Raw genomic sequence first — 24,569 nt, 5'->3', positions numbered from 1 at the left:
CCTTGCGGGAGAGGGCAGCGACGCCGGCAGACATAAGCTCACTGGGGTGAGGGGTATCTCTCCGCACTCTCCCGTGCCGATGGAGACCCGTCATCCGGCGCTTCGCGCCACCTTCTCCCGCAAGGGGAGAAGGAAGGCACTTGTGGCGGCCCATCGCGTCTACGAGGCTGATCGCTTCCCCGGCTTCTTCTTGCTCGCATTCAGCTCGACCGCCGCGCGGATCAGCGCCTTCAACGCGTTCTCGTTGATCGTTTCGCCCTCGCGAATATCGATCGCGCGGCGCACATTGCCGTCGAGGCTGGAATTGAAGAGACCTGCGGGATCCGCCAGCGCGGCGCCCTTGGCGAAGGTCAGCTTCACGACCTCCTTGTAGGTCTCGCCGGTGCAGATGATGCCGTCGTGCTCCCAGACGGGAACACCGCGCCATTTCCACTCTTCGACGACATCAGGGTCGGCCTCCTTGATCAGCGCGCGAACCCGCCCCAGCATCTCGCCGCGCCAGTCGCCGAGCTCCTTGATCCGGCCGTCGATCAGCTTGGATGGCGAGGCGGTACCTGCTTGCTTCGCGCTGCTCGTCTTCGCCGCCACGGGCTTCTTCATCATGGCCTCGTTCACGCGTTGCTGCGGCCGCGATAAGGTAGCGCGAACAGATAGAGCCCGGTCGCGAGCAGCGGAATCAGCGGCACCAGCGCCAGGAAGCCGATCCACACGGCCTCGACCTGCATCGTCATCGCCACGATGTTGGCGATGACGGCGAGCGTGAAAGCCATCGACAGCCAGCGATGAATCTGCCGAATCCACATGGACGTGCTCATTGGGACCTCCTTTGAAGAACGATCGGAATGGACCGCGCCGGAGCTAGCTCGCTCGCGCCAGCAAATCATCCAGCTTGGCCAAAAACTGCTTCCAGCCGGCATGCGCGCCGCCGAACGCCTGTTTCTGGGCGGGGCGGAAGCCCGCCTGCTCGACACGCAGATGCGTGCCCGCGCTGGTCGGCGTCAGCGTGAAGGTGACAATGCTCTTGAGATCGAACGCGGCGTCCTCATGCGAGAAATTCCAGGTATAGGCGAGCGTCTTCTGCGGCTCGATGGTGAGCACCTCGCAGTCCAGCACGCCGCCCCATTCGCCGCGCAGGTTGAAGCGATGGCCGACGACCGGCTTGAAGTCGTTCTTCATCAGCCATTCCTCGATCAGATGCGGCTGCGTCAGCGCGCGCCAGAGCCGCTCGGTGGGATAGGCAAATTCGCGCTCGATGACGACGGAGCGCGTCTCGGCGGGTTCGTTCATTGGTCCATCCTCTTCAGGAGATCGTCGAGGGCATCTAGCCTTTTCTGCCAGAAGGCGGCCATCTGACCGGTCCAGTCGATCAGCGGATTGAGCGCACCGGGCTGCGCGCTGTAATGGGTCTGCCGTCCTTCGTGCCGGTCGCGCACGAGCCCAGCCTGCTTCAGGGCGCCGAGATGTTTCGACACCGCCGGCTGCGACACGCCTGATCGCGCCGTCAGCGCCCCGACCGTCTGCTCCCCCTCACGGCACAGCCGCTCGAAGATCGCGCGCCGGGTGGGGTCGGCGAGCGTTCTGAACAGAAGGTCGGGGGTGGGAGTCATGAAAAATCCATACCCGGGAGGTTATGGATAGACACATAACTGTGGAGTTATGGGTAAGTCAAGTACGACGAGGGCTGCGGCGCCGCCATACTCCCCGTCATTGCGAGCGCAGCGAAGCAATCCAGAATCTGTCCGCGGAGGCTGTCTGGATTGCTTCGTCGCAAGGGCTCCTCGCAATGACGCGGAAAGGGCTGCGCCAGCCATCGCCGTGCCCGCCTACGGCCGCAAATACAGATACCCCTGCGACTGCAGCTCGGCGAGCCGCACCACGCCGCCGTTCTCGGCGTTGACGAAGCCTGGCAGCAGCTCGCTCAGCGTCACGTTCTGCGCCTTCATCGTGTTGCCGCAGGCGGCGAGCTCGACGCCGCCCTTTGAGAAGTCACCGACGCGCTTGCTGACGTCGGGGTTGGCCTGCGCCGAGTGAAACGCCTTCAGCGCCGGGCCGTGGATCACCAGCGCGATCGTCACGTGCTCGGGGCCGCCGACGCCGTCGATGTGGTTCTGGATATTGCCGAGCACGAAATGGACCTTCTCGGCGTCGCTGAGGTGATAGGCGACTTTCAGCTTGCTACTCGCGCTCACTTCCGTCGCGGCTCTGGCGCCGGAGGCGCCGAGTGCTGCGCCCAAAGCCGAGACGGCGCTCCACAAGATGCTGCGGCGGTTCATGGCATTCTCCCTGGATTGCCTGACATTGCCGCAGGCATATCACTTGTGGCGCAGCGCCGCGAGTTCCTTGCGGTCGGTCACCAGCGAGGCGCACTCGCGATTGTCGGCCCGGTCGAGCCGGAAAATCTTGTCGTCGGCGCCGGCGGTCAGCGAATGCTCAGCGTCATCGTCCGGCTTGTTGTTCTGCCAGACCCTGACACGTTCGAGCCGGACGATCGCGGACTTGTCGTCCTTGGAGAGCGCAACGCCGATGCCGCCGCCATCGCAGTCGACGCCGCAGCCGAGGCGCACCTCGTCGCCGCTCTTGGTGAATACGGCGTGGTTGCACGAGCCGCTGGAGTCGAAATCGCCGCTGCGGTGACGGTACCTGAAGCCAAGGCGGAACGAGTGGTGCAGCTCCTTGTCCTCCTTGTCGTACTCCGCGGAGACCAGCAGCTTCATCGAAGCGACCTTCTGCTTCGGATGCCGCGCCAAATGGTCGGCATCGTAGCGGCGGACGAAGCAGGCATAGGCCTTGTCGCCGGGAGGCTTCACATACATCCGCGTATTGAAGGTCTCGGCCTCGGCCTTGCTGGCCTCGCGGATATCGTCGACCTCCTCGGTGCGGCCGACGCTGGTCAGCGCAGCAAAAGTGAGGGCAGCAAGGATGACGAGCTTCATAAAGGCCTCGTGCACACGACAATTTCGTCGCAGCAGGACAGAGCTGCTGTCTGTTAGACGCAGAATTGGTGACCCGCGTTCAACCGTCGCAAGCCGCTCGAGCGGTGGTCGCGGTGCGGATTCGCGCAACTCGCTTCACGCTCCGCCTTAGTCACTGATGGGCTCGAGAAGGTTCAAGCGGTGAAGCGGGCGGCTCTTCGGAACTTGAAGCCTGCAATCGCTGCGACATTGTCTCGGTTCGTCAATGTGATAGCCTTCACAGACGATCGCCTTTGGCGGTCGTAGGTTGGGGCTGCCTTGTAAGTTTGTGGAGTCCCCTGCATGGGCGAAATTCGCAACTTCAGACCCGGAAATCCCGACGAGCCGCCGCCGCACAGCGGAATGCCTCGCCGTCTCGCCGCGATCATCGTCGGCGATATCGTCTCCTACAGCCGGTTGATGCAGGCCGACGAGGAAGGCACGCATGCCCGCGTCAAGCGGATCGAGCGCGACATCATCCAGCCCAGCATCATCGAGCACCATGGAAGTCTGGTGAAGACGACCGGCGACGGCTTCATCGCCATATTCGACAGTCCCGTGGAAGCCGTTCGATGCAGCATCGTCATCCAGCAGAATCTCGTCGGCCGCAACGCCTCCATTCCCAAGCATTCCCGGCTCGAATATCGGATCGGAGTCAATCTCGGTGACGTCATCGTGGAGCCGGACGACATCTACGGTGACGGCGTCAACATCGCCACGCGTATCGAGGGCATCGCGGAGCCGGGGCAGGTCTTCATATCCGGCGCGATCTACGAGCAGATCAAACACAAGATCGTATGCGGCTATGAGTCGCTCGGCGACCGCAAGGTCAAGAACATCACCGATCCGGTGCGCGTGTATCGTGTGCTGCCGGACGCTGATGCGGTCGGCAAGACAAGAAGCCGGCGTGAGAACGTCCTGCTCTTTCTTCTGATCACGGCATTGCTGGTGATTGCCGGCTACGTGCTTTGGTACGTGCTGGTGCAGCACCGCAGCCAGGTGGGGCAACAGGCTGCCGCTCCCCCGATCGCGGCGCCGTTGGCTTCGCCGACGCCGCAATCCGTTCCGTCATTACCGAGCCCGGCAGCACCGGCGCCACAAGCCGCACCCGCGGCTTCTCCGTTGCCCACAACGGTGCCACCGCCCGCAGCATCGCCTTCACCGTCTCCGGCATCCAGTCCATCGGTGACGCCGGTCCGGGAACCCGAAATGATCGCCATTCGTGGCGGCAGCTTCGCGATGGGAAGCAATGACGATCCGACCGAACGACCCGTCCATCAGGTCACGATCAAGCCGTTCTCGATCGGAAAATATCCGGTAACGGTGCAGGAGTGGAACGAATGCGCTGCCGCCAAGGCGTGCGGATTCACGGCCACTGGCAAGGACGATGCCCCGGTCAGCAATGTGAGCTGGACCGATGCGCAGCAATATGTCGCCTGGCTCGCGCAGGCGACAAAGAAGCCCTACCGGCTTCCGAGCGAAGCCGAATGGGAATATGCGGCACGCGGCGGGACACAGACCAAATATTGGTGGGGCGACAAGCTGCAGCCGGGCATGGCCGGCTGCAAGGATTGCGGTGAACTTGCGGCCGAGCAGCCGGCCAAGGTCGGCAGTTTCAAGCCCAATCCATTCGGGCTTTACGACATGGGCGGCGGCATCGATCAGTGGGTCGCAGACTGCTGGCACCGGACGTATCAGGGCGCGCCCAGCGACGGCTCGGCGTGGACTAGCCCTGACTGCGGCTCTCATGTCCTGCGCTCAGGCTCCTGGAAGAACGATTCGAGATATGTGCGGCCGTCAAACCGCGGTGGATACGACACCGGCGTCCGTTACCCCACGCATGGATTCCGGATCGCGCTCAGTCCGTAGGTACTGGAGTCAATTTGATGAAGATCGTTTCCTGTATCGCGCTCGCGGCCGCCATCGCATTGCTCCCCGGCGCGGCCTATCCGCAAGGCAAAACTGCGCCAAAGGACGCCAAGCTTTATTTCATCTCGCCGTATGACGGCCAGAAGATCCGTGGTGGGTTTTGGGTCCGGTTCGGCCTGCGCAACATGGGCGTGACGCATGCCGGTGACGACTACCACAATGCCGGCCACCATCATCTGTTGATTGATGTGAAAGACCCCATTGATGCCAAGGAGCCGATTCCGCAGGACAAGTCCCATCTGCATTTCGGAGCCGGACAAACCGAAACGTTTCTCGAGCTTCCGCCGGGCACGCACACGCTGCAACTGGTGCTTGGCGACGCCAAGCACTATCCGTTCGAACCACCCGTCGTGTCGGAGAAGATCACGATACGCGTCAGGCCGGCGGCATCAGCGCGAAGATGATCACCGCAGGCTGGCGTTGATCTTGTCCAGCACCGCCGAGCCCGGGCAGAGCGTGTCCGCCTCGAGCGCGTTGAGTGGCGTCTCGACCGTGTTGAGATGCTCGTGCAGGTCTTCGGCCTCAGGGTCGACGTACAGAAGACCGGTGACGATCTGGCCCTTGGCGGCGTGCCTTGCGAGGAAGGTCTGGGCGCCCAGGCGGTCGTGCGGATCGTAATCGGCATCGATCTTGCGCAGCGCGATCTTGCTGCCGTCGTGCTGCTCGACCACCTGCACCGTGCCGGGCGCGTAGTCCACCGCAATCGGGTCGCGGCCGACCAGCACATCCAGCCGGTTCACGGCGTCATTGTGCTCGCGGACATAGTCGAAGCTCTTGGTCGAGCCGGCATGGTTGTTGAAGGCGATGCAGGGGCTGATCACGTCGATGAAGGACGCGCCCTTGTGGCCGATCGCGGCGGCGATCAGCGGCACCAGCTGGCTCTTGTCGCCGGAGAACGAGCGCGCCACGAAGGTGGCCCCTAACTGCAGCGCGATGGCGACGAGGTCGATGGCGTTGTCGGTGTTGGTGACGCCCTTCTTGCTCTTCGAGCCGCGGTCGGCGGTGGCCGAGAACTGACCCTTGGTCAGGCCGTAAACGCCGTTGTTCTCGACGATATAGGTCATGTTGACGCCGCGGCGGATCGAGTGCGCGAACTGGCCGAAACCGATCGAGGCGGAATCGCCGTCGCCGGAGACGCCGAGATAGATCAGATCGCGGTTGGCGAGATTGGCGCCTGTCAGCACGGATGGCATGCGGCCGTGCACGGAATTGAAGCCGTGCGAATTGCCGAGGAAATAGTCCGGCGTCTTCGACGAGCAGCCGATGCCGGAGATCTTCGCCACCCGATTCGGCTCGATCGAGAGCTCGTAGCAGGCTTCGATAATCGAGGCGGTGATCGAATCGTGGCCGCAGCCGGCACACAGCGTCGAGATCTTGCCCTCGTAATCGCGATGCGTGTAGCCGAGCGCGTTCTTCTTCAGCCCCGGATGATGGAATTTCGGTTTTGCGATGTAAGTCATGACACGGCCTTGCGGAGCGGGGTCACCTTGAGGTGGTCCTGGTGGTCGCCAATGGCCTTGGCGATGAAGCGAGCAGTGATCGGCGTGCCGTCGTAATGCACGATCGGCACCAGCCGGACGGGATCGATGCCGTTCTCGTTGACGATGAGCTGGCGCAGCTGGCTGTCGCGGTTCTGCTCGACGACGTATACGAAATCGTGCTCGGCGAGGAAGCTGGCCACGCTGGAATGGAACGGGAAGGCGCGGATGCGCAGACGGTCGAGCTGATGCCCGCGCGCTTCCAGCAGGCCGATCGCCTCGTCCATCGCCGGCGAGGTCGAGCCGAAATATATCACGCCATATTTGGTCGGCCGTTCCGCATTGGCCTGCAGCGGACGCGGCACCAGGTCCTGCGCGGTCTCGAACTTGCGCATCAGGCGCTGCATGTTGTCGGCGTAGACCGTGCCTTCCTCGGAGTAGCGCGCATAGCGGTCCCGCGACGTGCCGCGGGTGAAGTAGGAGCCCTTGGTCGGATGCGTGCCGGGATAGGTGCGGTAGGGAATGCCGTCGCCGTCGACGTCGAGATAGCGGCCGAAGTCGCGGCCTTCCTCCAGCATCGCCGCCGTCATCACCTTGCCGCGGTCATATTGCCTGGCATCGTCCCACTTCAGCGGGCGGCAGAGCCGGTGGTTCATGCCGATGTCGAGATCGAGCATCAGGAAGATCGTCGTCTGCAGCCGCTCGGCGAGATCGAAGGCGGCGGCCGCGAACTCGAAGGCCTCGGCCGGGTCCTCGGGGAACAGCAGCACATGCTTGGTGTCGCCATGCGAGGCATAGGCGCAGGCGATGATGTCGCATTGCTGGGTGCGGGTCGGCATGCCCGTGGAGGGGCCGGCGCGCTGGATGTTCATGATCACGGCCGGAATCTCGGCAAAGTACGAGAGGCCGATGAACTCCGTCATCAGTGAGATGCCGGGGCCGGAGGTCGCCGTGAAGGCGCGGGCGCCGTTCCAGGACGCGCCGATCACGATGCCGATCGACGCGAGCTCGTCCTCGCCCTGCACGATCGCGTATTTCGCCTTGCCCGTTTCAGGATCGTGCCGGTACTTCTTGCAATGGGCGGTGAAAGCCTCGGCCACCGACGAGGACGGCGTGATCGGATACCAGGCACACACGGTGGCGCCACCATAGACCGCGCCGAGCGCGGCGGCGCTGTTGCCCTCGATGAAGATGCGGTCGCCGACCTTGTCGGACTTCTTCACGCGCAGCCCAATCGGACATTTCAGGTTCTGCAGCGCCCAGTCGCGGCCGAGATGCAGCGCATGGACGTTGGAGGAGAGCAGCTTCTCCTTGCCTTTGTACTGCTCGCCGATCAGCTGCTCGATCAGCTTGGGGTCCATGTCGAGCAACGCGCTGAGCGCGCCCAAATAGATGATGTTCTTGAACAGCTGTCGCTGACGCGGATCGGTATAGGTCGAGTTGGTGATCGCGGTCAGCGGCACGCCGATCACGGTGATGTCGTCGCGGAATTTGGTCGACGGCATCGGCTTGGTGGAATCGTAGAACAAATAGCCGCCGGGCTCGATGCCGGCGACGTCCTTGTCCCAGGTCTGCGGATTCATCGCCACCATCATGTCGACGCCGCCGCGTGCGCCGAGATGGCCGGCTTCCGTCACGCGCACCTCGTACCAGGTCGGCAGGCCCTGGATGTTGGAGGGGAAGATGTTGCGTGGGCTGACAGGCACGCCGTGGCGCAGGATCGCGCGCGCGAACATCTCGTTGGCGCTGGCCGAGCCCGAGCCGTTGACGTTGGCGAAGCGGACGACGAAGTCGTTTACGCTGCTGATCGGCTTTTTGTCGGACATGTCGAACCTGCGTGGGTCATCTCGATGAAATATTTCTGCATGTCCCAGGCGCCGGTGGGACAGCGCTCGGCGCACAGCCCGCAATGCAGGCAGACATCCTCGTCCTTCACCATCACCCGCCCGGTCTTCAGGTCCGAGGAGACGTAGAGGTCCTGGTCCGGATGCGCGGAGGGCGCCTTCAGGCGCTGGCGCAGATCGCTTTCCTCGCCGTTGGCGGTGAAGGTGATGCAATCCATCGGGCAGATGTCGGCGCAGGCGTCGCACTCGATGCAGAGCGAGGTCGAGAACACGGTCTGCACGTCGCAGTTCAGGCAGCGATGCGCTTCGCCGAGCGCCAGCTTGACATCATAGCCGAGCTCGACCTCGGCGCGGATGTCCTTCAGCGCAACGACCTTGTCGCGATGCGGTACCTTGTAGCGCTTGTCGGGCGAGATGTCGTTGTCATAGCTCCATTCGTGGATGCCCATCTTCTGCGAGGAGATCTGCACCTCCGGCAGCGGCCGTTCGTCGACCGCTTCGCCCGAGAGCATCTTGTGGATCGACAGCGCGGCGTCATGGCCGTGCGCGACCGCCCAGATGATGTTCTTCGGGCCGAACGCGGCATCGCCGCCGAAGAACACTTTCGGATTGGTCGAGGCGAAGGTCTTCGGATCGACCTTCGGCATGTGCCATTTGTCGAACTCGATGCCGCAATCCTGCTCGATCCAGGGGAAGGCGTTCTCCTGACCGACCGCGACCAGCACGTCGTCGCAGGGAATGGTCTGATCGGGATCGCCCGAAGGCACCAGATTGCGGCGGCCTTTGGCGTCGTATTCGGCTTTGACGTGCTGGAAGGTGACGCCGATCAGCTTGCCGGCGACATGCTTGAAGGCCACCGGGACCATGTAGTTGAGGATCGGGATATCCTCGTGGATCGCGTCTTCCTTCTCCCAGGGCGAGGCCTTCATCTCGTCGAAGCCGGACCGCACGACCACCGTGACTTTCTCGCCGCCGAGCCGGCGCGCGGTGCGGCAGCAATCCATCGCGGTGTTGCCGCCGCCGAGCACGATGACGCGCTTGCCGATCTTGTCGACATGGCCGAACGACACGTTGGCCAGCCATTCGATGCCGATATGGATGTTGGCGGCGGCCTCTTTCCGGCCGGGAAGCTCGAGCTCGCGGCCGCGCGGCGCGCCGGAGCCGACGAAGATGGCGTCGTATTTCTCGGCAAGCAGCGCCTTCATGCTGTCGATGCGGTGGCCGCCTTTGAACTCGACGCCGAGACCCAGGATGTAGCCGGTCTCCTCGTCGATCACCGAATTGGGCAGGCGGAATTTCGGGATCTGCGTGCGCATCATGCCGCCGGCTTCCGGGTCGGCATCGAACACGGTGCAGTGATAGCCGAGCGGCGCGAGATCGCGCGCCACCGTCAGCGAAGCGGGACCGCCGCCGACCAGCGCGACGCGCTTGCCGTTCTTCGGCCCGGGCTTCGGCAGCCGCTGCCTGATGTCGTCCTTGAAATCCGCTGCAACACGCTTGAGGCGGCAGATCGCGACAGGATTTTCCTCCACGCGTCCGCGCCGGCACGCCGGCTCGCAGGGACGATCGCAGGTGCGTCCCAGAATGCCGGGAAACACGTTCGATTTCCAATTGATCATGTAGGCATCGCTGTAGCGGCCTTGGGCGATCAATCGGATGTATTCGGGAACCGGGGTGTGCGCAGGACAGGCCCATTGACAATCGACCACTTTGTGAAAGTAGTCGGGGGCCGCGATGTCGGTCGGTTTCATTCCTACCCTGTCCGCGCAGGTCCGAAGACCCCGCGGCCTTTTTTGTTTGAGCTTGGCGAGCGCTTAACGCGCTTTGATCTGGTTTCTGAATGACGTCATTGGGTTAGCTTATTAGAACCGTTCCGAAGTACAACGGCAAATTTGCGCGCGTCACCGCTTTCATGGGAGCTACGCGTGCACGGCATTAACGCGCGGCGCACGAGATGCGTGCGGTGCAATATGCTGCGATGCGGATGCCGTTCAGCCGCGCGCGACATCGCTCTTGGCGAGGTCCCACATCAGGCAGTAGGTGCCGACGGAGATGGGGAGCGGGAAGGGCGCCGCAGCCGGGCCGGTGAAGCGCTCGGCGATAACGGCGGAGACGGCATTGACGTGCGTGCCGTCGATCAGCACGAACCAGTCGCGCGCGCCCTCGTTGCGCACCGCCGGAATTCCCGCCGTTGCGCCCGACAATTCCGGCTCGCTTTCGAGCAGGTGCATCGAGATGATGCCGTCGCGGTCCTGCGGCGCCAGCTTTTCTTGCAGCGCATCACGCCACGCACCGGCGTTGTCGGGCGTCGGCCGCAGCCGCACCAGGCCGAGCGACGCGCCGCGGCCAGTACCCTTGCTGATTGTGATGCGCGCGACCACGCGCAGCATGTCCCTGAAGCGCGCCATGGATCGCCGCGACCATTCGGTCTGGTCGGCGAGGCGCGCCCGGTAGGCGGGGCTGTCGAGCACGCCGAGCGTTTCGGTCGAGTACAGCGAGAGATATTTGGGGTTGGCGGCATGCGCGACATAGCGCCGCGCTTCGAGAAATCCGTCGATTGCGACACGCTCTTCCAGATGCTCGCGATCGTACCAGCGGTTGAAATCGGCCTCGTCCGCAGCGTCGATGTTCATCGACGTCAGCAGCATGCCCTTTCCGGCGAGCGGCATTCTTCTTGTCCTCTCATCGCCCGATCTTCGACGCAAGGTCCGCGATCGACTTCATGACGGCGTCCCTCACGCCGCCATCATAGAGCGAATGCCCGGCTTCTTCCACGATGCGAAGCTCGGAACCGGGCCATACTTTCGCAAGGGCCTGCGCTGTCGCGGGAGCACACAACAGATCATAGCGCCCCTGCACGATCATGCCGGGAATGCCGTCGAGCCGGCCCGCGTTCCGCAGCAGCTGGTCCTCGTTCATGAAGCTGTCGTTGGTGAAATAATGCGCTTCCATGAACGGCGTCGCCGGCAATGTGCGCCAGACGTTCAGCCCGGCGAGGTCGAGCCGCGTCCGTGCCGGCTTGTGCTCGGACAAGACGCGCTCGGTGTCGTGCCAGGCCTTCGCCGCCGGGCCATGCACGGCAGGGTCGGCATCGAGGATGCGGCGCCAATAGGCATCCACCGGCCGGTCACGCTCCTCTGGCGGCAGCACGCTGAGGAAATCCTCGTACAGCGCCGGATGGAATTGCGACAGGCGCGAGGTGAAGGCCGTCTCGACCTCGTCCCGCGTGCCGAGAAACGTCGCGCGCAGCGCTATGCCGGAGACGTGCTCGGGATGCGCCTCTGCATAAGCCAGCGCCAGCGTCGCGCCCCAGGAACCGCCGACCACCATCCAGCGTTCGAAGCCGAACTTTTCGCGGATCGTCTCCATGTCCGCGATCAGATGCTGTGTGGTGTTGTGCTCGCGCGATCCCTTGGGCCGGCTGCGGCCGCAGCCGCGCTGGTCGAACAGCACGGCGCAGAAGCGGTCGGGATCGAACAGCCGGCGATGGTCGGGCTGGCAGCCGCTGCCGGGCCCGCCGTGCAGATAGACCGCGGGGATGCCGTCGCTGCGGCCGACGCTCTCGACATAGAGCTCATGGCCATCGCCGACGTCGAGCATATCGGAGGTCAGCGGCGCAAAGGGATCAGTGCGTTTGGCCGCTGAGCCCGCGTCGGCGTCAGGCGTCATTCTCGGATTCCAGGGTGCCGCCGGCAAAGTTGCGATAGAGGAAGCGGCTGGTCTCGCCCTCGGCTTCGGCTTCCGCCTGCTTGAAGATGGTCTCGTGCAGCGGCGACAGCGCGCAGGCCGGGTCGGTGTTGGCGGCGTCCCCGGTCAGCGCGAAGGCCTGACAGCGGCAGCCGCCGAAATCGATCTCGCGGAACTCGCAACTCTTGCACGGCTCCTTCATCCAGCCGGTGCCGCGATAGCGGTTGAAGGCCTCCGAGTTCTGCCAGATCCAGGCGATCGAATGGTTGGAGCGCACCGATTCGAAATCGAGCCCGGTGATGCTCTCGGCGGCATGGCAGGGCAGCACCTTGCCGGCGGGCGAGATGTTGAAGAACTGCCGGCCCCAGCCGCCCATGCATTTCTTCGGCCGCAGCGCGTAATAATCCGGCACCACGTAGTCGATGGTCAGTCGGCCCTTCAGCCGCTCGCGCGCCTCCTCAACGAGGCGGGTACACTCATCGAGCTGCGCCACGGTTGGCATCAGCGCGGCGCGGTTCTTCAGCGCCCAGCCGTAATATTGCACATTGGCGACCTCGAGCCGGTCGGCGTCGAGATCGAGCGCCATCTGGATGATGTCGGGAAACTGGTGCAGGTTCTGCCGGTGCATCACCGCGTTCACGGTGAGCGGCAGGTCGAGCTCGCGCGTCCATTTCGCGACCTCGAGCTTCTTGCGGTGGCCGCCCTTGTAGCCGGCGACGCGATCGGCGAGGCCGTCTTCGATGCCCTGGAACGAGATCTGCACATGGCAGAGCCCGGCATCTGCGAGATCGCTGAGCCTCTCGCGCGTCAGCAGCACGGCCGAGGTGATGAGATTGGTGTAGAGCCCGGCGTCGCTGGCATGCTTGACCAGCTCGACCAGATCCTTTCGTGCCGTCGGCTCGCCGCCGGAGAAATGCACCTGGAGCACGCCGATCTCGGAGAGCTCGCTCAGCACCTTCTTCCACTCGTCCGTCGTCAGCTCCTTGCCGGAGCGGTCGAGCTCGACCGGGTTGGAGCAATAGGGACATTGCAGCGGGCAGCGATGGGTGATCTCGAGCAGCACGGCCAGCGGAATGCCGAAGGTCTCCGCCGTCGAGCGTTGCTTCTCAAGCACCGCGAGGCTGTCGCTGGGCGGGATGGTCACGTCGCTCATGACGTCTTCTCCCTGATCTCGGTGAGAAAGCCCTTGTCGGCGAGATCCTGCAGCATGGCGATGACGTCGGCCAGGATCGCCTCGCGCGGCGCTGCGTACTTTGCGGCGAGCTGATCGGCGACGTCGCCGACATTGCGCTCGCCGTTGCAGAGTTGCAAGACCTCGACCGCAATCTCGTCCGGCGCCAGCACCCGCTCCGGCGCCAGGATCACCCAGACCTTGCGCGTCTCGTCATATTTCAGCTTGGCATGCCGCGGCAGCACGGGGCGGCTCGCCTCGCTGACGCTGATGTTCCGCGGCCCGGCCATCGCTTTAATCCTCAGCTCGCTTTGGGCACGAACGCGCCCGGCGGAATGTGGCCCTCGACATAGGCATGCTGGAGCGCATCCAGCTGCACCCACAGCACGTTGGTCTTGAAGATCAGCGCGTTGCAGACCTGCGCGCGCTGCTCCGGCGTCGTGGCCTGCCTCTTGACATAATCGAGCGCAAAATTGGCGTCGCGCGGCGCCTGGGTCAGGCGGCGCTTGAAGTAGCTCATGATATCGGGGTTGACGAAGTCGTAGTGCTCCAGCATGCCCGAGATGCGTTCTTCATGCAGGTTCGGCGCGAACAACTCGGTGAGCGAGGAGGCGATCGCCTCCAGCGGGCTTTTTTCGCGGCAGAAGTGCACATAGGCTTCGACCGCGAAGCGCGTCGCCGGCAAGATGCCTTCGGTGGATTCGACGTAAGCGGTGTCGAGCCCGAGCCCTTCGGTCAGCTTGATCCAGCGCTCGATGCCGCCTTCGCTGCCGACGTCGCCGTCATGGTCCTCGATGCGATGGCGCCATTCCAGCCGCGTGGCGCGGTCGCGGAAGCGCGAGATCACCACCGCGTCCTTGATCGGGATCGTGCTCTGGTAATAGTAGCGGTTGAGCGCCCAGGCCTGCACCTGGCCCTTGTTCAGCTTGCCGCCATGCAGCAGCTTATGGAACGGATGCAGGCTGTGATAGCGCGTGGCGCCGATGTGGCGCAGCGTTGCCTCCAGCTCCTCGGCGGAGTTGAGCTTCAAGTCCTTGCCGATCGAGAGCGCGGTCATTCCAGTCAGTGATGCGGCGTTCACAGCACGATCTCCGTTCCATCCGCGGGTATCTGCCAGCCCGCCTCCTCAGTGAGCTTGCGCTCGGGCGAGCCGGGCAGCAGCGCCGGATTCGAGTTGTTGATATGCAGAAACAGCTTCCTGTCGATATTGAGATCGGCCAGCCGGGCGATGGCGCCGTCCTCGCCGGACATGGCGACATGGCCCATGCTCTTGCCGGTCTTGTGGCCGAGGCCGGCCCTGATCATCTCGTCGTCGCGCCAGACGGTGCCGTCGAAGAACACCAGTGAAGCGCCGTCGATCTCGGCCTTGAGCGCGTCGGTCACTTCGGCGCAGGCCGCGATGAAGTAGAAGAACTTGCCCGTGGCCTTGTCGGTGATCTTCAGGCCCAGCGTGTCGCCGTCGCCGCTCTCGCCGCCCGGATGCACCTTGCCTTCGAGATACCAGGCCGACTTGCCCGGCACGGCAAAGGGCAGCACCTCGAGCCCCGAGCGCGCACCGTCGGGCAGCCGCGGCTCGAACGGCTCGCGGAGAGCAATCGGCTGGCGCCGCACGTTCTTCTCGTTCAGCACGTTGAAGATGCTGTTGGAGCTGAGGATCGCCAGCACCTTCTCGTGCGCATAGATCGTGAAGGGCGAGCCTTCGCGCATCGACAGCAGGCCGGCCACCGCATCGACTTCGCTGTTGGTCAAGATCACGCCCGCAATCGGCGTGTGGCGCAGCGCGCCCGCCTTTGGGTGCAGCTGCGGCGTGGCGTTCAATTGCTGGCGAAGATCGGGTGAGGCGTTGATCAGGAACCAGTGCTCGCCGTCGCCGCTGAAGGCGACCGAAGCCTGGGTTCGAAACAGCTCATGTCCCTTCGCACGAGCCGCGCGGCAGCCTTCGCAGCCGCAATTCCACTGCGGAACTCCGCCGCCGGCCCCGGCGCCCAGGACGACGACGCGAAGCATGATCCGTCTCCTGGAGGCGAATTGGCGAGGTGGATCTCAGGCCGAGACAGTTTCGGACAAGGTTTCTCTCTGCCGGAAACGTATCGTGACCGAAAGAACCACCTGCGCAGAACGCGTTTCCACCAGCCGCTTACTTGCGGGTGGCGCTCACATACATATTGATTTCCATGCCGCAGGGCACTTCGACGATCTTAGGGGCTTTCCAGGCCATTTGGCTCTCCATTTTCGCGAATTCGGACGTATCCGCCCATTGGACAAATTAGTGCGGACGGCAAAGTTCGCCAGTGAAATTTTCCCGACCTAGGTAGTAGGCTGCGGGAATTGTTGCACTGCAAAGATGGCGTATTGCGGCCGCAAAGATGAGCGGATCAGATACGCAAAATTGCCGATAGGTCGTGATCCCTGTCGGGATAAACCAGTTGTGAGTATGGACCGGCTTCTCATCGGCGACAGACGACCCCAATGGATCAGGCATGCCCAGATATTTCTTCAACACCCGCATCGGAGACGAACTGATCGTGGATCCTGACGGCGAGGACCTGCGCAACCCCGATCGCGCCTGGGAGGTCGCGCGCCAGATGATCCTTGAGGTCGTGAAGTCGGAAGGAACCCAGCCGGCGCTGCTGGAGGCCGTCATCGAGGTCACCGACGCCGACGGCGAGATCGTGCTGGAGTTTCCCTTCACCGAAGCGCTGCTCGACATGCCGGACCAGTCCGCGACGAGGCATTAGCCGGACGCGATAGGTAAGGGGCTCACCGCTCTCTCCACGTCATTGCGAGCGTAGCGAATCAATCCAGAATCCCTCCCCCCGGAGGCAGCCTGGATTGCTTCGTCGCAAGGGCTCCTCGCAATGACGGAGAATGAGGCAACGCCCGGCGCAAAACCCGCCTTTCACCCCCGCGAAATCCGCATGGCTTTGCCGCGTTCCCGGCGCTAAAAGACGCCTGTCATACGGAGCAAGCCATGCAAGATCTCTGGCGCCTGTCGGCCGCCGACCTCGCCACCCTCGTCAGGTCCAAAAAAGTCTCCGCCAGGGAGGCCGCCAAGGCCGGTCTCGCGCGGCTCGATGCCGTCAATCCCCAGCTCAACGCGGTGATCGACCACCGGCCGGATGACGTGCTCAAGCAGGCCGATGCCGTCGATGCCGCAATTAGCCGGGGCGAGGACCCCGGCGTCCTCGCGGGCGTGCCCGTCACCATCAAGGCCAATGTCGACCAGGAAGGCTTTGCCACCACCAACGGCCTCAAGCTGCAGCGCGACCTGATCGCGCGCGAGGACAATCCGGTGGTCGCCAATTTCCGGAAATCGGGCGCCATCCTGCTCGGCCGCACCAATTGCCCGGCCTTCTCCTACCGCTGGTTCACCACCAATCTCATCCACGGCGACACCAAGAACCCCCGCGACGCTTCGCTGACGCCGGGCGGCTCGTCCGGCGGCGCCGGCTCGGCGGTCGCGGCCGGCATCGGCCACATCGCGCACGGCACCGACATCGCCGGCTCGATCCGTTATCCCGCCTATGCCTGCGGCGTGCACGGTCTGCGCCCGACGCTCGGACGCATTCCCGCCTTCAACCCGGCGCTGCCGGAGCGCCCGATCGGTCCGCAGATCATGGCGGTCTCGGGCCCGCTGGCGCGCACGGTCAACGATTTGCGCATCTCGCTTGAAGCGATGTCGGCCCGCGACATCCGCGATCCCTGGTTCGCGCCGGTGCCGCTGCAAGGACCCGCACGGGACAAGCGCGCTGCGCTGTGCCTCAATCCGGGTGGCCTTGCCACCGCACCGGAGGTGAAGGCCGCGGTGAGCGATGCCGGCAAGCGGCTGGAGCGCGCGGGCTGGACCGTCGATGTGATCGAGGACACGCCGCCGATGCGCGAAGCGGTGGAATGGCAGATCAAGCTCTGGCTCGGTGACGGCTATGAGGCGCAGCTGGAGATGGCCGAGCGCGAGGGCGATCCCGGCGCACTGGCCTGCCTGCGCGGCAACCGCGCCAGGGTCACGCCGATGGATCAGGCCAATTACGCCAAGGCGCTGACCCGGCGAGCCACGCTGACCCGCGACTGGATGCTGTTCTTCGAAAAATACGCCGTGCTGCTGACGCCGGTCTCCGGCGAATTGCCGTTCCCCGACCATCTCGATCGCAAGGACGAGGATTCCTTCAAGCGGGTCTGGGAAGCGCAGCTGCCGCAGATCGCGATTCCCTTCATGGGATTGCCGGGCCTCGTGGTCTCCACAGGTCTCGTCGGCAGGGCGCCGGTCGGCGTGCACATCGTCTCTGGCCGCTATCGCGAGGATCTGTGCCTGCTCGCGGGCGAAGCGATCGAGGCCGGCGGCGTGCCGCCATCGCCGATCGATCCCGTGGGCTAGCGATGACCGCCATCTACGACTTCAAGGCCAACTCGCTGGCCGGCGAGGAGGTCGCCCTGCGGCGTTTCGAGGGGCAGGTGCTCTTGATCGTCAACACCGCGAGCAAATGCGGTTTCACGCCGCAATATCGCGGCCTCGAGGATCTCCATCGCGACCTCTCTCCGCGCGGCTTCTCGGTGCTCGGCTTTCCCTGCAACCAGTTCGGCGCGCAGGAACCGGGGCAGGCGAGCGAGATCCAGGAATTCTGCTCCTCGAACTACGACGTCACGTTTCCCTTGTTCGAGAAGATCGACGTCAACGGGCCGAAGGCGCATCCACTGTATGAGTACCTGAAACGCCAGCAATCCGGCCTGTTAGGGGCCGCCATCAAATGGAATTTCACCAAATTCCTGGTGGACCGTAAGGGCCGCGTGGTCGCGCGCTACGCGCCGACCGCCCGGCCCGAAGGATTGCGCAATCAAATCGAAACACTATTGTGAGCGAGACAATCATGAGCGACGAATTTCCGGACCGCCTGTCGGTCGACCCGAACAGCCCCTATTACAACGCGGAGATCCTGTCGCGCGACGTCGGCATCCGCTTCAAGGGCATCGAGAAGACCAATGTCGAGGAGTACTGCATCAGCGAAGGCTGGGTCCGCGTCACCGCAGGGAACGCCAAGGACCGCCACGGCAACCCGCTGACAATCAAGGTGCACGGTCCGGTGGAGCCGTATTTCAGGGATAAGAAATAGGCTTGACCTGAGCGCGCGCCGTTCGCTTCTCGTCATTGCGAGGAGCGCGCACTCTCTCCTCGTCATTGCGAGCGCAGCGAAGCAATCCAGGATCTTTCCGCCGAGGCAGTCTGGATTGCTTCGTCGCTTCGCTCCTCGCAAAACCACTGAAGGCCCACCCCATGTCCGTCCGCATCGTCGACGTCCGCGAAATTACAAAGCCGATCTCTTCGCCGATCCGCAACGCCTATATCGACTTCACGAAGATGACGACCAGCCTCGTCGCCGTCGTCACCGATGTCGTCCGTGACGGCAAGCGCGTCGTCGGCTACGGCTTCAACTCCAACGGCCGTTACGGGCAGGGCGGCCTGATCCGCGAGCGTTTTGCTCCGCGCATCGTCGAGGCCGATCCAAAGTCGCTGCTCGACGCGGCCGGCGACAATCTCGACCCCGACAAGGTCTGGGCCGCGATGATGACCAACGAGAAGCCGGGCGGCCATGGCGAGCGCTCGGTCGCGGTCGGCACCATCGACATGGCGGTGTGGGACGCGGTGGCGAAGATCGCGGGCAAGCCGCTGTTCCGTCTGCTCGCCGAACGCCACGGCGTCAAAGCCAATCCGCGCGTCTTCGTCTACGCCGCGGGCGGCTACTATTATCCCGGCAAGGATCTCTCGATGCTGCGGGCCGAGATGCGCGGCTATCTCGATCGTGGCTACAATGTCGTCAAGATGAAGATCGGCGGCGCTGATATCGACGAGGACCGCAGGCGCATCGAGGCAGTGCTGAAGGAAATCGGCAAGGACGCGCAGCTCGCCGTCGATGCTAACGGCCGCTTCAACCTGGAGACCGCCATCGCCTACGCCAAGATGCTGCGTGACTATCCCTTGTTCTGGTACGAGGAAGCCGGCGATCCTCTCGACTACGCGCTGCAGGCCGCGCTCGCCGAATTCTATCCGGGCCCGATGGCGACGGGCGAGAACCTGTTCAGCCATCAGGACGCCCGCAATCTGATCCGCTACGGCGGCATGCGCCCCGACCGCGACTGGCTGCAATTCGATTGCGCCTTGTCCTATGGCCTGTGCGAATACCAGCGCACGCTGGAGGTGCTGAAGACCCACGGCTGGTCGCCGAGCCGCTGCATCCCGCACGGCGGCCACCAGATGTCGCTCAACATCGCCGCCGGCCTCGGCTTAGGCGGCAACGAAAGCTATCCCGACCTGTTCCAGCCCTATGGCGGCTTCCCCGACGGCGTCCGCGTCGAGAACGGCCACATCACCATGCCCGAGCTTGCAGGCATCGGCTTCGAAGGCAAGTCCGATCTCTACAAGGAGATGCAGGCGCTGGCGGAGTAGGAGTATCGTTGGAGCGCGACGTCCGCGCCACACACTCCGTCATTGCGAGCGCAGCGAGGCAATCCAGAATCTTTCCGCGGAGGCAGTCTGGATTGCTTCGTCGCAAGAGCTCCTCGCAATGACGGTGGAGGGGCCACTGCCGCTCGCGGGCGTCTGGCCCGCAGCCCAATGTGCCGAATTGCGCGAGCTGTCGCCACACACTCCGTCATTGCGAGCGCAGCGAAGCAATCCAGAATCTTTCCGTGGAGGCAGTCTGGATTGCTTCGTCGCAAGAGCTCCTCGCAATGACGGTGGAGGAGCCACTGGCCGCTCGCGGGCGTCTGGCCCGCAGCCCAATGTGCCGAATTGCGCGAGCTGTCGCCACACACTCCGTCATTGCGAGCGCAGCGAAGCAATCCAGGGTCTTTCCGCTTCGGCAGTCTGGATTGCTTCGTCGCAACGGCTCCTCGCAATGACGCTGGCGAAAGCCTCGTAGTCATCTCCTGGTTGTGCTATTGTAGAAGCTGTCCTCAGCCGAGTACGATTATGAAGCAACCCTGCGTGTACATGTTCGCCAATCGTCGCAACGGAACGATCTACACGGGCGTCACCTCCAATCCGCCGCGCCGCGTTCGAGCATCGCGAAGGACTGGTAAAGGGTTTTTCATCGAAGTACGGCTGCAAGCTCCTCGTCTGGTACGAGCTGCACGCGACCATGTCCGACGCGATTGTGCGCGAGAAGCAGATCAAAGGTGGCAGCCGGGCGAAGAAGCTTGCGCTCATTGAGAGCCTCAATCCGAATTGGGACGATTTGTACGAGACGCTGATCTGACCGGCAGGAGATCTGCGGCTACTCGGCGAGCCGCTGCCACGTCCTCCGTCATTGCGAGCGTAGCGAAGCAATCCAGGATCTCTCCCCGGAGGCAGTCTGGATTGCTTCGTCGCAAGGGCTCCTCGCAACGACGGGGAGGGAGCGGAAGTCATCCGGTCGTCGTCCGAGCCTGCAGCGGGCGGTCGTTGGGTTTCGCAAGCTGTCACCACATACTCCGTCATTGCGAGCGCAGCGAAGCAATCCAGAATCTTTCCACGGCGGCATTGCTTCGCTGTGCTCGCAATGACGATGTGGTAAGCGTCCGCCCCCTACGACAGCCGCATATCCAGCAGCCTTCGCCCTTCGCCCTTCAGCAGCTTCTTCACCGCGCTCGACGCCACGACCTCGCCGTCATTGGCATAGGCCTCGTGGTTCTTCTCGATGTCGTCGAGGCGGTAGAGGTAGTTGACCATGACGCCGGCGGACTCGCGCATTCCCTTGGGCGAGAGGTCGCCCAGCCAGTTGATGCGCTCCAGCCGAGCGCCGTTGCCGAGATGGAAGCGGGCGACGGAATCGATCAGCTTGCCCTTCGGCGTGCGCGCCTTGAGGAAATAGTGCGCCGCGAGCGGCTCCAGCACGGCGCGGAGCAGCGCCGCCGTCTCCGGGCTCTCGAACCATCTGGGATCGTCGAGGCGCCTCAGCACCTCGCGGTCCTCGTCCGACAGCGGCAGATCCTTGTCCTGCTTCACCCAGGCCATGAAGCCCGGCACCGGCGACAGCGTGACGAAGGTGTCGAGCTTCGGCAACTCGCGGCGCAGCTCTTCCACCACCTGCTTGATCAGGAAGCTGCCGAAGGAGATGCCGCCCAGGCCGCGCTGGGTGTTGGAGATCGAATAGAACACGGCGGTGCGCGCGCGCTCGATCGGCAGGTGCTGGCGGTCGACTGCGAGCAGGGGCTGGATCGCGCCGGGGATCGTCTCGGTCAGCGCCACCTCGACGAAGATCAAGGGCTCGTCCACCATCGCAGGATGGAAGAAGGCGTAGCAGCGCCGGTCGACCGGATCGATGCGGCGGCGCAGATCATCCCAGTCCGAGATCTCGTGCACGGCCTCATAACGGATGATCTTTTCGAGGATGTTGGCCGGCGTCGACCAGTCGATCCTGCGCAGCACGAGAAACCCCCTATTGAACCACGAAGAAAGAAGATGCGAGACGTCGCGGTCGAGCGCGGCGAGATCGGTGTGCCCGTTCATCATGCCGAGCAGATCGGCGCGCATGTTGACGAGATCACCAGTACCGCCGGGCGCGCGATTGAGCCGGCGGATCAATTCCTGCCGCCGCGGCTCGGAAGCGAAATGCAGCGAGCTTGCGTCTTCGTCGCTGGGCGCGGCCCGCCATGTCTCGATCGCCTTGGACAGGCGCTCCCGGTCGGGACCGAAATCGCGCACCAAGCCCTCGAAGAAGGCGCGGCGTGCCGCCGCGTCCAGCTCCCGGTAGATGTCGAGCACCTCGCGCGCCATCGCGGTGCCCGAGGCTTCGCCCCGGCCCGACAGCAGCGCATCGCAGAGCTCGAGCAGTCCGTCGGCATCATGCTTGGTATCGGCGGCGTCCCCCCGGCGAAGCAAGGTGCGGCCGCGCTCGGAGATGGTGGCAAGCAGGTCGGAGAAGAAGGCGTTGGCCATCGGGACTTTCGTATCAGGTCTGTGCGATGCGGCAAGCTTACACGGGATTTGGGTGCAAGCCGATCACAATCAAGCAGGCGAATGCGGCATCTTTCGCTCCGCCGTGCGTTTGGAGAATGAGGGCATGCCGGAACGGGTCGATGATATGCCGGGCAGTGCTCATTCCAACGCGCTTTCATGCCCCGGCTTGACCGGGGCATCCAGTACGCCGCAGCTTCTCGATCCTAGCCGAGCCGTCTCGGCGTACTGGGTCGCCCGGTCAAGCCGGGCGACGACACCGCGTGTGCTGCAAACTCCGTCGGCGTCCGACCCGTCACCTGGCGGAATGCGGCCGAGAACGCCGGCACGCTGGCATAGCCGAGCTGGGTCGCGAGCTGCTTCACCGACACGCTCGCATCCGTCGATATCCGCTCGATCGCCGCCGCAATCCTCGCGCGCTGGCACCAGCTCTTGAAGCTCAGCTGCGTCTCGCTCGAAAACAGCCGCGACAGCGTACGCGCGGAGGTTCCGACCGCGCGCGCCAGCGTGTCGATGTCGTGCAGGCCGGTGGGATCGTCGAGCACGATCATCGCCGCGCGGCGGCAGCGCGCTTCGCTCGGCAGCGGCACGAAGGTCGCGGAATCCTCGGCCTGGTGCAATTCCAGCATCACCAGGCGCACCAGGAGCTCGGTGCGCTCTTCGGTGTTGCGCCCGTCGAACAGCGCGAGAATCGCCTGATTGAGCAGCGGCGACACCCGCACCACGAATTCCCTGGTCAGGCCGTCATAGCGCTGCTCGCGCTTCAGCCAGGACAGGTCGAAATACAGCGTGCGCATCTCGATGTCGGCCAGCAGGTCGATGGCATGCTCGAGCCCGGCCGGCACCCAGACCGCGCGGTCCGGCGGCACCAGCCAGCGTCCGGCGGGCGTCGTCACCTGCATCGTGCCCTTTGCCGCATAGATCAGCTGCGCCTCGCGGTGCATGTGCAGATCGATCCGCATCCCCTTGGGATAGTCGCGGGCGACCAGGTGCACGCCCGCGGGCGAGCGGTGGTTGCTCCGGACCTCCCGCAGGATTGGCGTTTCCAAGACAGTCATTGGCAGCATCCCGTCATGGGGAGGACATATAACTCATTTCGGAGCAGGAGAGGATTCGGGAATGAACAGCCCCAGTCGGGTCATCGGTTTCGTCAACGCAGGTCATTTCATCGACCATTATTCGATGCTGATCTTCGCCGCCGCTGTCATCATCATGGGCCCGGCGCTCGGCATGGCCTATTCGGAACTCTTGCCCTACGCGACGCCGGGCTTCGTTGCCTTCGGCGCCGGCTCGCTGCTCACCGGCTGGCTGGGCGATCGCTGGAGCCGCCGCCACATGATGCTGATCTTCTTCGTCGGCATCGGCCTTTCGATGATCGCGGTCGGCTTCGTGCAGACCCCCGTGCAGCTCGGCGCGGCGCTGCTTGCGATCGGCATCTTTGCGTCGATCTATCATCCCGTCGGCACCGCCATGATCGTGTCCTACGCCGACCGGCTCGGCCGCGAGATGGGCATCAATGGCGTCTGGGGCAATCTCGGCGTGGCGTCGTCGGCCCTGGTCACCGGCGTGATCGGCCAATATCTCGGCTGGCGTTTTGCGTTCATCGTTCCTGGCGCGGTTACGGTCCTGATCGGCATCGCCTTCGCGCTGAGCGTCGTGCATGAGGACCGCAAGGGCTCGAAGCAAGCGGCGGCGCAGGCGCGGGTGGCCAGGCAGGACATGTGGCGCGTGATCCTGGCGCTGCTGATCGTGGTGATCGCGATCTCCACGACCTTCAACGCCGTCACCGTGGCGCTGCCAAAGCTGTTCGCCGAGCGCCTTGCGGACCTGACCAAGAGCCCGGCTCTGTTAGGTGTCATCGCCGCCGGCGTCTACGTGTTCGGCGCGATGACGCAGTACACGATCGGCCGGCTGCTCGACCGCTACTCCCTGAAGACGGTGGCGCTGCCACTTTCCTTCATGCTGGCGCCATTCCTGTATCTGGCCGCGAGCCTGTCCAACCTGCCGCTGATCGTCGTTTCGATCGGCATCGTCATGGGTGCGTTCGGGCAGGTGACGGTCAACGACGCCATGGTCGGCAAATACACCACGGAAGAGTGGCGTTCGCGCGCCTATGCCGTGCGCTATTTCGTCGGTTTCACCGCGGCCGGCGCCTCCGTCGGTCTGGTCGCCTGGCTCTATGAGCGGGGCGGATTCGTCACCATGCTGCACGCCTTCGCCGCCCTCTGCCTGCTCGCCATCGCCGCCGCGCTGATCCTGCCGCGCGAGATCCGCACGCCGCAGGTGGTGTGAGGGAGACTCTCTCCACCGCATTGCGAGGAGCCCTTGCGACGAAGCAATCCAAATTGCCGCCGCGGAAAAATTCTGGATTGCTTCCGCCTTCGCCAAGGCTTCGGCGGACAAGTCGCTGCGCTCGGAATGACGGAGAATGAGGAGGCACCCTCGCCATGCCACCCACGATGCCATTCTGCCTGTGTTTTGCCCGACGGAGCAAGCCGTTTCGGCAAAGCCGAACTTATTGAAAGTTTTCAACGGCATCCCTACTGTGCATGGGGTTGTTTTCGCGTTTGGCGTTTTTGCCCC

The 24,569-nt window shown here is 64.0% G+C and carries 26 protein-coding genes and 1 pseudogene; 9 read left to right on the top strand and 18 right to left on the bottom strand.

Annotated elements, in window-relative coordinates; translation table 11 throughout:
• Positions 1-159: 159 nt before the first annotated feature.
• The 6 genes from I6F28_RS01850 to I6F28_RS01825 all read right to left on the bottom strand — a co-directional run bounded on the left by I6F28_RS01850 (position 160) and on the right by I6F28_RS01825 (position 2,933).
• Complete coding sequence (locus tag I6F28_RS01850; RefSeq protein WP_109145916.1) at positions 160-600, bottom strand: DUF1801 domain-containing protein; 441 nt, start codon at positions 598-600, stop codon at positions 160-162.
• An 11-nt stretch (positions 601-611) separates the two neighbouring features.
• Positions 612-815 carry a hypothetical protein gene (locus tag I6F28_RS01845; protein ID WP_225139147.1) on the bottom strand — a complete coding sequence of 68 codons (204 nt, stop codon included), beginning with the start codon at positions 813-815 and terminating at the stop codon, positions 612-614.
• Between the two features lie 43 nt (positions 816-858).
• The gene (locus tag I6F28_RS01840; protein WP_225139146.1) at positions 859-1,287 is read right to left on the bottom strand and encodes an SRPBCC family protein; all 429 of its coding nucleotides are present in this window, start codon (positions 1,285-1,287) and stop codon (positions 859-861) included.
• Complete coding sequence (locus I6F28_RS01835; protein ID WP_225139145.1) at positions 1,284-1,607, bottom strand: ArsR/SmtB family transcription factor; 324 nt, start codon at positions 1,605-1,607, stop codon at positions 1,284-1,286. The genes I6F28_RS01840 and I6F28_RS01835 overlap by 4 nt, the downstream gene beginning before the upstream one ends.
• Positions 1,608-1,823: 216 nt before the next feature.
• Positions 1,824-2,273 carry a DsrE family protein gene (locus I6F28_RS01830; protein ID WP_225139144.1) on the bottom strand — a complete coding sequence of 150 codons (450 nt, stop codon included), beginning with the start codon at positions 2,271-2,273 and terminating at the stop codon, positions 1,824-1,826.
• Positions 2,274-2,312: 39 nt separating this feature from the next.
• Entirely contained in the window at positions 2,313-2,933 is a 621-nt protein-coding gene (locus I6F28_RS01825; RefSeq protein WP_225139143.1) for a hypothetical protein, read from the bottom strand.
• A gap of 321 nt (positions 2,934-3,254) precedes the next feature.
• Here I6F28_RS01825 and I6F28_RS01820 point away from each other — a divergent pair, with 321 nt between their 5' ends.
• Together I6F28_RS01820 and I6F28_RS01815 are read left to right on the top strand one after the other, a co-directional pair.
• Positions 3,255-4,820 carry an SUMF1/EgtB/PvdO family nonheme iron enzyme gene (locus I6F28_RS01820; RefSeq protein WP_225139142.1) on the top strand — a complete coding sequence of 522 codons (1,566 nt, stop codon included), beginning with the start codon at positions 3,255-3,257 and terminating at the stop codon, positions 4,818-4,820.
• 17 nt (positions 4,821-4,837) lie between these two features.
• A complete protein-coding gene (locus I6F28_RS01815; RefSeq protein ID WP_036007306.1) occupies positions 4,838-5,284 on the top strand; it encodes a DUF4399 domain-containing protein in 447 nt (148 codons plus the stop codon).
• Here the strand turns inward: I6F28_RS01815 and I6F28_RS01810 are convergent, their stop codons facing one another.
• The 10 genes from I6F28_RS01810 to pqqA all read right to left on the bottom strand — a co-directional run bounded on the left by I6F28_RS01810 (position 5,285) and on the right by pqqA (position 15,278).
• The gene (locus I6F28_RS01810) at positions 5,285-6,340 is read right to left on the bottom strand and encodes a 2-oxoacid:ferredoxin oxidoreductase subunit beta (RefSeq protein ID WP_225139141.1); all 1,056 of its coding nucleotides are present in this window, start codon (positions 6,338-6,340) and stop codon (positions 5,285-5,287) included.
• On the bottom strand, positions 6,337-8,184 hold the full coding sequence (locus I6F28_RS01805) for a 2-oxoacid:acceptor oxidoreductase subunit alpha (RefSeq protein WP_225112121.1): 1,848 nt from the start codon (positions 8,182-8,184) through the stop codon (positions 6,337-6,339). The genes I6F28_RS01810 and I6F28_RS01805 overlap by 4 nt, the downstream gene beginning before the upstream one ends.
• The gene (locus I6F28_RS01800) at positions 8,154-9,953 is read right to left on the bottom strand and encodes an FAD-dependent oxidoreductase (RefSeq protein ID WP_036007315.1); all 1,800 of its coding nucleotides are present in this window, start codon (positions 9,951-9,953) and stop codon (positions 8,154-8,156) included. Before I6F28_RS01800 ends, I6F28_RS01805 begins: the two co-directional genes overlap by 31 nt.
• Before the next feature lie 240 nt (positions 9,954-10,193).
• Positions 10,194-10,871 (bottom strand): DUF4286 family protein, encoded by a 678-nt coding sequence (locus tag I6F28_RS01795; protein ID WP_036027271.1) that lies wholly within the window; start codon positions 10,869-10,871, stop codon positions 10,194-10,196.
• A 13-nt stretch (positions 10,872-10,884) separates the two neighbouring features.
• A complete protein-coding gene (gene pip, locus I6F28_RS01790; RefSeq protein ID WP_225139140.1) occupies positions 10,885-11,871 on the bottom strand; it encodes a prolyl aminopeptidase in 987 nt (328 codons plus the stop codon).
• Positions 11,861-13,042 carry a pyrroloquinoline quinone biosynthesis protein PqqE gene (gene pqqE, locus I6F28_RS01785; RefSeq protein WP_225139139.1) on the bottom strand — a complete coding sequence of 394 codons (1,182 nt, stop codon included), beginning with the start codon at positions 13,040-13,042 and terminating at the stop codon, positions 11,861-11,863. The genes pip and pqqE overlap by 11 nt, the downstream gene beginning before the upstream one ends.
• A complete protein-coding gene (gene pqqD / locus I6F28_RS01780) occupies positions 13,039-13,350 on the bottom strand; it encodes a pyrroloquinoline quinone biosynthesis peptide chaperone PqqD (protein WP_057026049.1) in 312 nt (103 codons plus the stop codon). Before pqqD ends, pqqE begins: the two co-directional genes overlap by 4 nt.
• A gap of 11 nt (positions 13,351-13,361) precedes the next feature.
• Positions 13,362-14,117, bottom strand: a complete 756-nt coding sequence (pqqC, locus tag I6F28_RS01775) for a pyrroloquinoline-quinone synthase PqqC (RefSeq protein ID WP_249781794.1) — start codon at positions 14,115-14,117, stop codon at positions 13,362-13,364.
• A gap of 20 nt (positions 14,118-14,137) precedes the next feature.
• Positions 14,138-15,067 (bottom strand): pyrroloquinoline quinone biosynthesis protein PqqB, encoded by a 930-nt coding sequence (gene pqqB / locus I6F28_RS01770; RefSeq protein WP_225126078.1) that lies wholly within the window; start codon positions 15,065-15,067, stop codon positions 14,138-14,140.
• A 130-nt stretch (positions 15,068-15,197) separates the two neighbouring features.
• Entirely contained in the window at positions 15,198-15,278 is an 81-nt protein-coding gene (gene pqqA, locus I6F28_RS01765; protein ID WP_007595659.1) for a pyrroloquinoline quinone precursor peptide PqqA, read from the bottom strand.
• Between the two features lie 262 nt (positions 15,279-15,540).
• Between pqqA and I6F28_RS01760 the strand changes: the two genes are divergently transcribed.
• The 6 genes and pseudogenes from I6F28_RS01760 to I6F28_RS01735 all read left to right on the top strand — a co-directional run bounded on the left by I6F28_RS01760 (position 15,541) and on the right by I6F28_RS01735 (position 20,307).
• Positions 15,541-15,798: a DUF6894 family protein gene (locus I6F28_RS01760; RefSeq protein WP_036007354.1), complete on the top strand. Its 258-nt coding sequence runs from the start codon at positions 15,541-15,543 to the stop codon at positions 15,796-15,798.
• Positions 15,799-16,031: 233 nt separating this feature from the next.
• Positions 16,032-17,432 (top strand): amidase family protein, encoded by a 1,401-nt coding sequence (locus tag I6F28_RS01755; protein ID WP_036027256.1) that lies wholly within the window; start codon positions 16,032-16,034, stop codon positions 17,430-17,432.
• 2 nt (positions 17,433-17,434) lie between these two features.
• On the top strand, positions 17,435-17,911 hold the full coding sequence (locus I6F28_RS01750) for a glutathione peroxidase (protein ID WP_225139137.1): 477 nt from the start codon (positions 17,435-17,437) through the stop codon (positions 17,909-17,911).
• 11 nt (positions 17,912-17,922) lie between these two features.
• Entirely contained in the window at positions 17,923-18,165 is a 243-nt protein-coding gene (locus I6F28_RS01745; RefSeq protein WP_036007363.1) for a DUF3297 family protein, read from the top strand.
• 161 nt (positions 18,166-18,326) lie between these two features.
• Positions 18,327-19,496 (top strand): D(-)-tartrate dehydratase, encoded by a 1,170-nt coding sequence (tarD, locus tag I6F28_RS01740; protein ID WP_225112127.1) that lies wholly within the window; start codon positions 18,327-18,329, stop codon positions 19,494-19,496.
• A 525-nt stretch (positions 19,497-20,021) separates the two neighbouring features.
• Positions 20,022-20,307 (top strand): annotated as a pseudogene (locus tag I6F28_RS01735) (GIY-YIG nuclease family protein).
• Between the two features lie 308 nt (positions 20,308-20,615).
• Here I6F28_RS01735 and I6F28_RS01730 read toward each other — a convergent pair.
• Together I6F28_RS01730 and I6F28_RS01725 are read right to left on the bottom strand one after the other, a co-directional pair.
• Positions 20,616-21,968, bottom strand: a complete 1,353-nt coding sequence (locus I6F28_RS01730) for a malonyl-CoA decarboxylase (RefSeq protein ID WP_057026055.1) — start codon at positions 21,966-21,968, stop codon at positions 20,616-20,618.
• Between the two features lie 224 nt (positions 21,969-22,192).
• The gene (locus I6F28_RS01725) at positions 22,193-23,044 is read right to left on the bottom strand and encodes an AraC family transcriptional regulator (RefSeq protein WP_225139136.1); all 852 of its coding nucleotides are present in this window, start codon (positions 23,042-23,044) and stop codon (positions 22,193-22,195) included.
• A gap of 61 nt (positions 23,045-23,105) precedes the next feature.
• On the opposite strand from I6F28_RS01725, the gene I6F28_RS01720 reads away from it, so the two are divergent.
• Entirely contained in the window at positions 23,106-24,278 is a 1,173-nt protein-coding gene (locus tag I6F28_RS01720) for an MFS transporter (RefSeq protein WP_036027240.1), read from the top strand.
• Positions 24,279-24,569: the final 291 nt, after the last annotated feature.

Source organism: Bradyrhizobium sp. NBAIM14 (genome assembly GCF_020193895.1).
Taxonomy (GTDB): Bacteria; Pseudomonadota; Alphaproteobacteria; order Rhizobiales; family Xanthobacteraceae; genus Bradyrhizobium; species Bradyrhizobium yuanmingense.
This window is presented reverse-complemented; position numbering and strand designations above follow the sequence as displayed.

Excerpts from the sequence above, each read along its gene's own strand:
- I6F28_RS01760 (WP_036007354.1), top strand. The coding sequence starts at position 15,541 with ATGCCCAGATATTTCTTCAACACCCGCATCGGAGACGAACTGATCGTG.
- pqqB (WP_225126078.1), bottom strand. The coding sequence starts at position 15,067 with ATGCTTCGCGTCGTCGTCCTGGGCGCCGGGGCCGGCGGCGGAGTTCCG.
- I6F28_RS01825 (WP_225139143.1), bottom strand. The coding sequence starts at position 2,933 with ATGAAGCTCGTCATCCTTGCTGCCCTCACTTTTGCTGCGCTGACCAGC.
- I6F28_RS01850 (WP_109145916.1), bottom strand. The coding sequence starts at position 600 with ATGAAGAAGCCCGTGGCGGCGAAGACGAGCAGCGCGAAGCAAGCAGGT.
- I6F28_RS01820 (WP_225139142.1), top strand. The coding sequence starts at position 3,255 with ATGGGCGAAATTCGCAACTTCAGACCCGGAAATCCCGACGAGCCGCCG.
- I6F28_RS01755 (WP_036027256.1), top strand. The coding sequence starts at position 16,032 with ATGCAAGATCTCTGGCGCCTGTCGGCCGCCGACCTCGCCACCCTCGTC.
- I6F28_RS01720 (WP_036027240.1), top strand. The coding sequence starts at position 23,106 with ATGAACAGCCCCAGTCGGGTCATCGGTTTCGTCAACGCAGGTCATTTC.
- pip (WP_225139140.1), bottom strand. The coding sequence starts at position 11,871 with ATGACGCCTGACGCCGACGCGGGCTCAGCGGCCAAACGCACTGATCCC.
- pqqC (WP_249781794.1), bottom strand. The coding sequence starts at position 14,117 with ATGACCGCGCTCTCGATCGGCAAGGACTTGAAGCTCAACTCCGCCGAG.
- I6F28_RS01725 (WP_225139136.1), bottom strand. The coding sequence starts at position 23,044 with ATGACTGTCTTGGAAACGCCAATCCTGCGGGAGGTCCGGAGCAACCAC.
- I6F28_RS01835 (WP_225139145.1), bottom strand. The coding sequence starts at position 1,607 with ATGACTCCCACCCCCGACCTTCTGTTCAGAACGCTCGCCGACCCCACC.
- I6F28_RS01845 (WP_225139147.1), bottom strand. The coding sequence starts at position 815 with ATGAGCACGTCCATGTGGATTCGGCAGATTCATCGCTGGCTGTCGATG.
- I6F28_RS01830 (WP_225139144.1), bottom strand. The coding sequence starts at position 2,273 with ATGAACCGCCGCAGCATCTTGTGGAGCGCCGTCTCGGCTTTGGGCGCA.
- I6F28_RS01840 (WP_225139146.1), bottom strand. The coding sequence starts at position 1,287 with ATGAACGAACCCGCCGAGACGCGCTCCGTCGTCATCGAGCGCGAATTT.
- I6F28_RS01795 (WP_036027271.1), bottom strand. The coding sequence starts at position 10,871 with ATGCCGCTCGCCGGAAAGGGCATGCTGCTGACGTCGATGAACATCGAC.
- I6F28_RS01750 (WP_225139137.1), top strand. The coding sequence starts at position 17,435 with ATGACCGCCATCTACGACTTCAAGGCCAACTCGCTGGCCGGCGAGGAG.
- I6F28_RS01745 (WP_036007363.1), top strand. The coding sequence starts at position 17,923 with ATGAGCGACGAATTTCCGGACCGCCTGTCGGTCGACCCGAACAGCCCC.
- I6F28_RS01810 (WP_225139141.1), bottom strand. The coding sequence starts at position 6,340 with ATGACTTACATCGCAAAACCGAAATTCCATCATCCGGGGCTGAAGAAG.
- I6F28_RS01815 (WP_036007306.1), top strand. The coding sequence starts at position 4,838 with ATGAAGATCGTTTCCTGTATCGCGCTCGCGGCCGCCATCGCATTGCTC.
- I6F28_RS01805 (WP_225112121.1), bottom strand. The coding sequence starts at position 8,184 with ATGTCCGACAAAAAGCCGATCAGCAGCGTAAACGACTTCGTCGTCCGC.
- pqqD (WP_057026049.1), bottom strand. The coding sequence starts at position 13,350 with ATGGCCGGGCCGCGGAACATCAGCGTCAGCGAGGCGAGCCGCCCCGTG.
- tarD (WP_225112127.1), top strand. The coding sequence starts at position 18,327 with ATGTCCGTCCGCATCGTCGACGTCCGCGAAATTACAAAGCCGATCTCT.
- pqqE (WP_225139139.1), bottom strand. The coding sequence starts at position 13,042 with ATGAGCGACGTGACCATCCCGCCCAGCGACAGCCTCGCGGTGCTTGAG.
- pqqA (WP_007595659.1), bottom strand. The coding sequence starts at position 15,278 with ATGGCCTGGAAAGCCCCTAAGATCGTCGAAGTGCCCTGCGGCATGGAA.
- I6F28_RS01730 (WP_057026055.1), bottom strand. The coding sequence starts at position 21,968 with ATGGCCAACGCCTTCTTCTCCGACCTGCTTGCCACCATCTCCGAGCGC.
- I6F28_RS01800 (WP_036007315.1), bottom strand. The coding sequence starts at position 9,953 with ATGAAACCGACCGACATCGCGGCCCCCGACTACTTTCACAAAGTGGTC.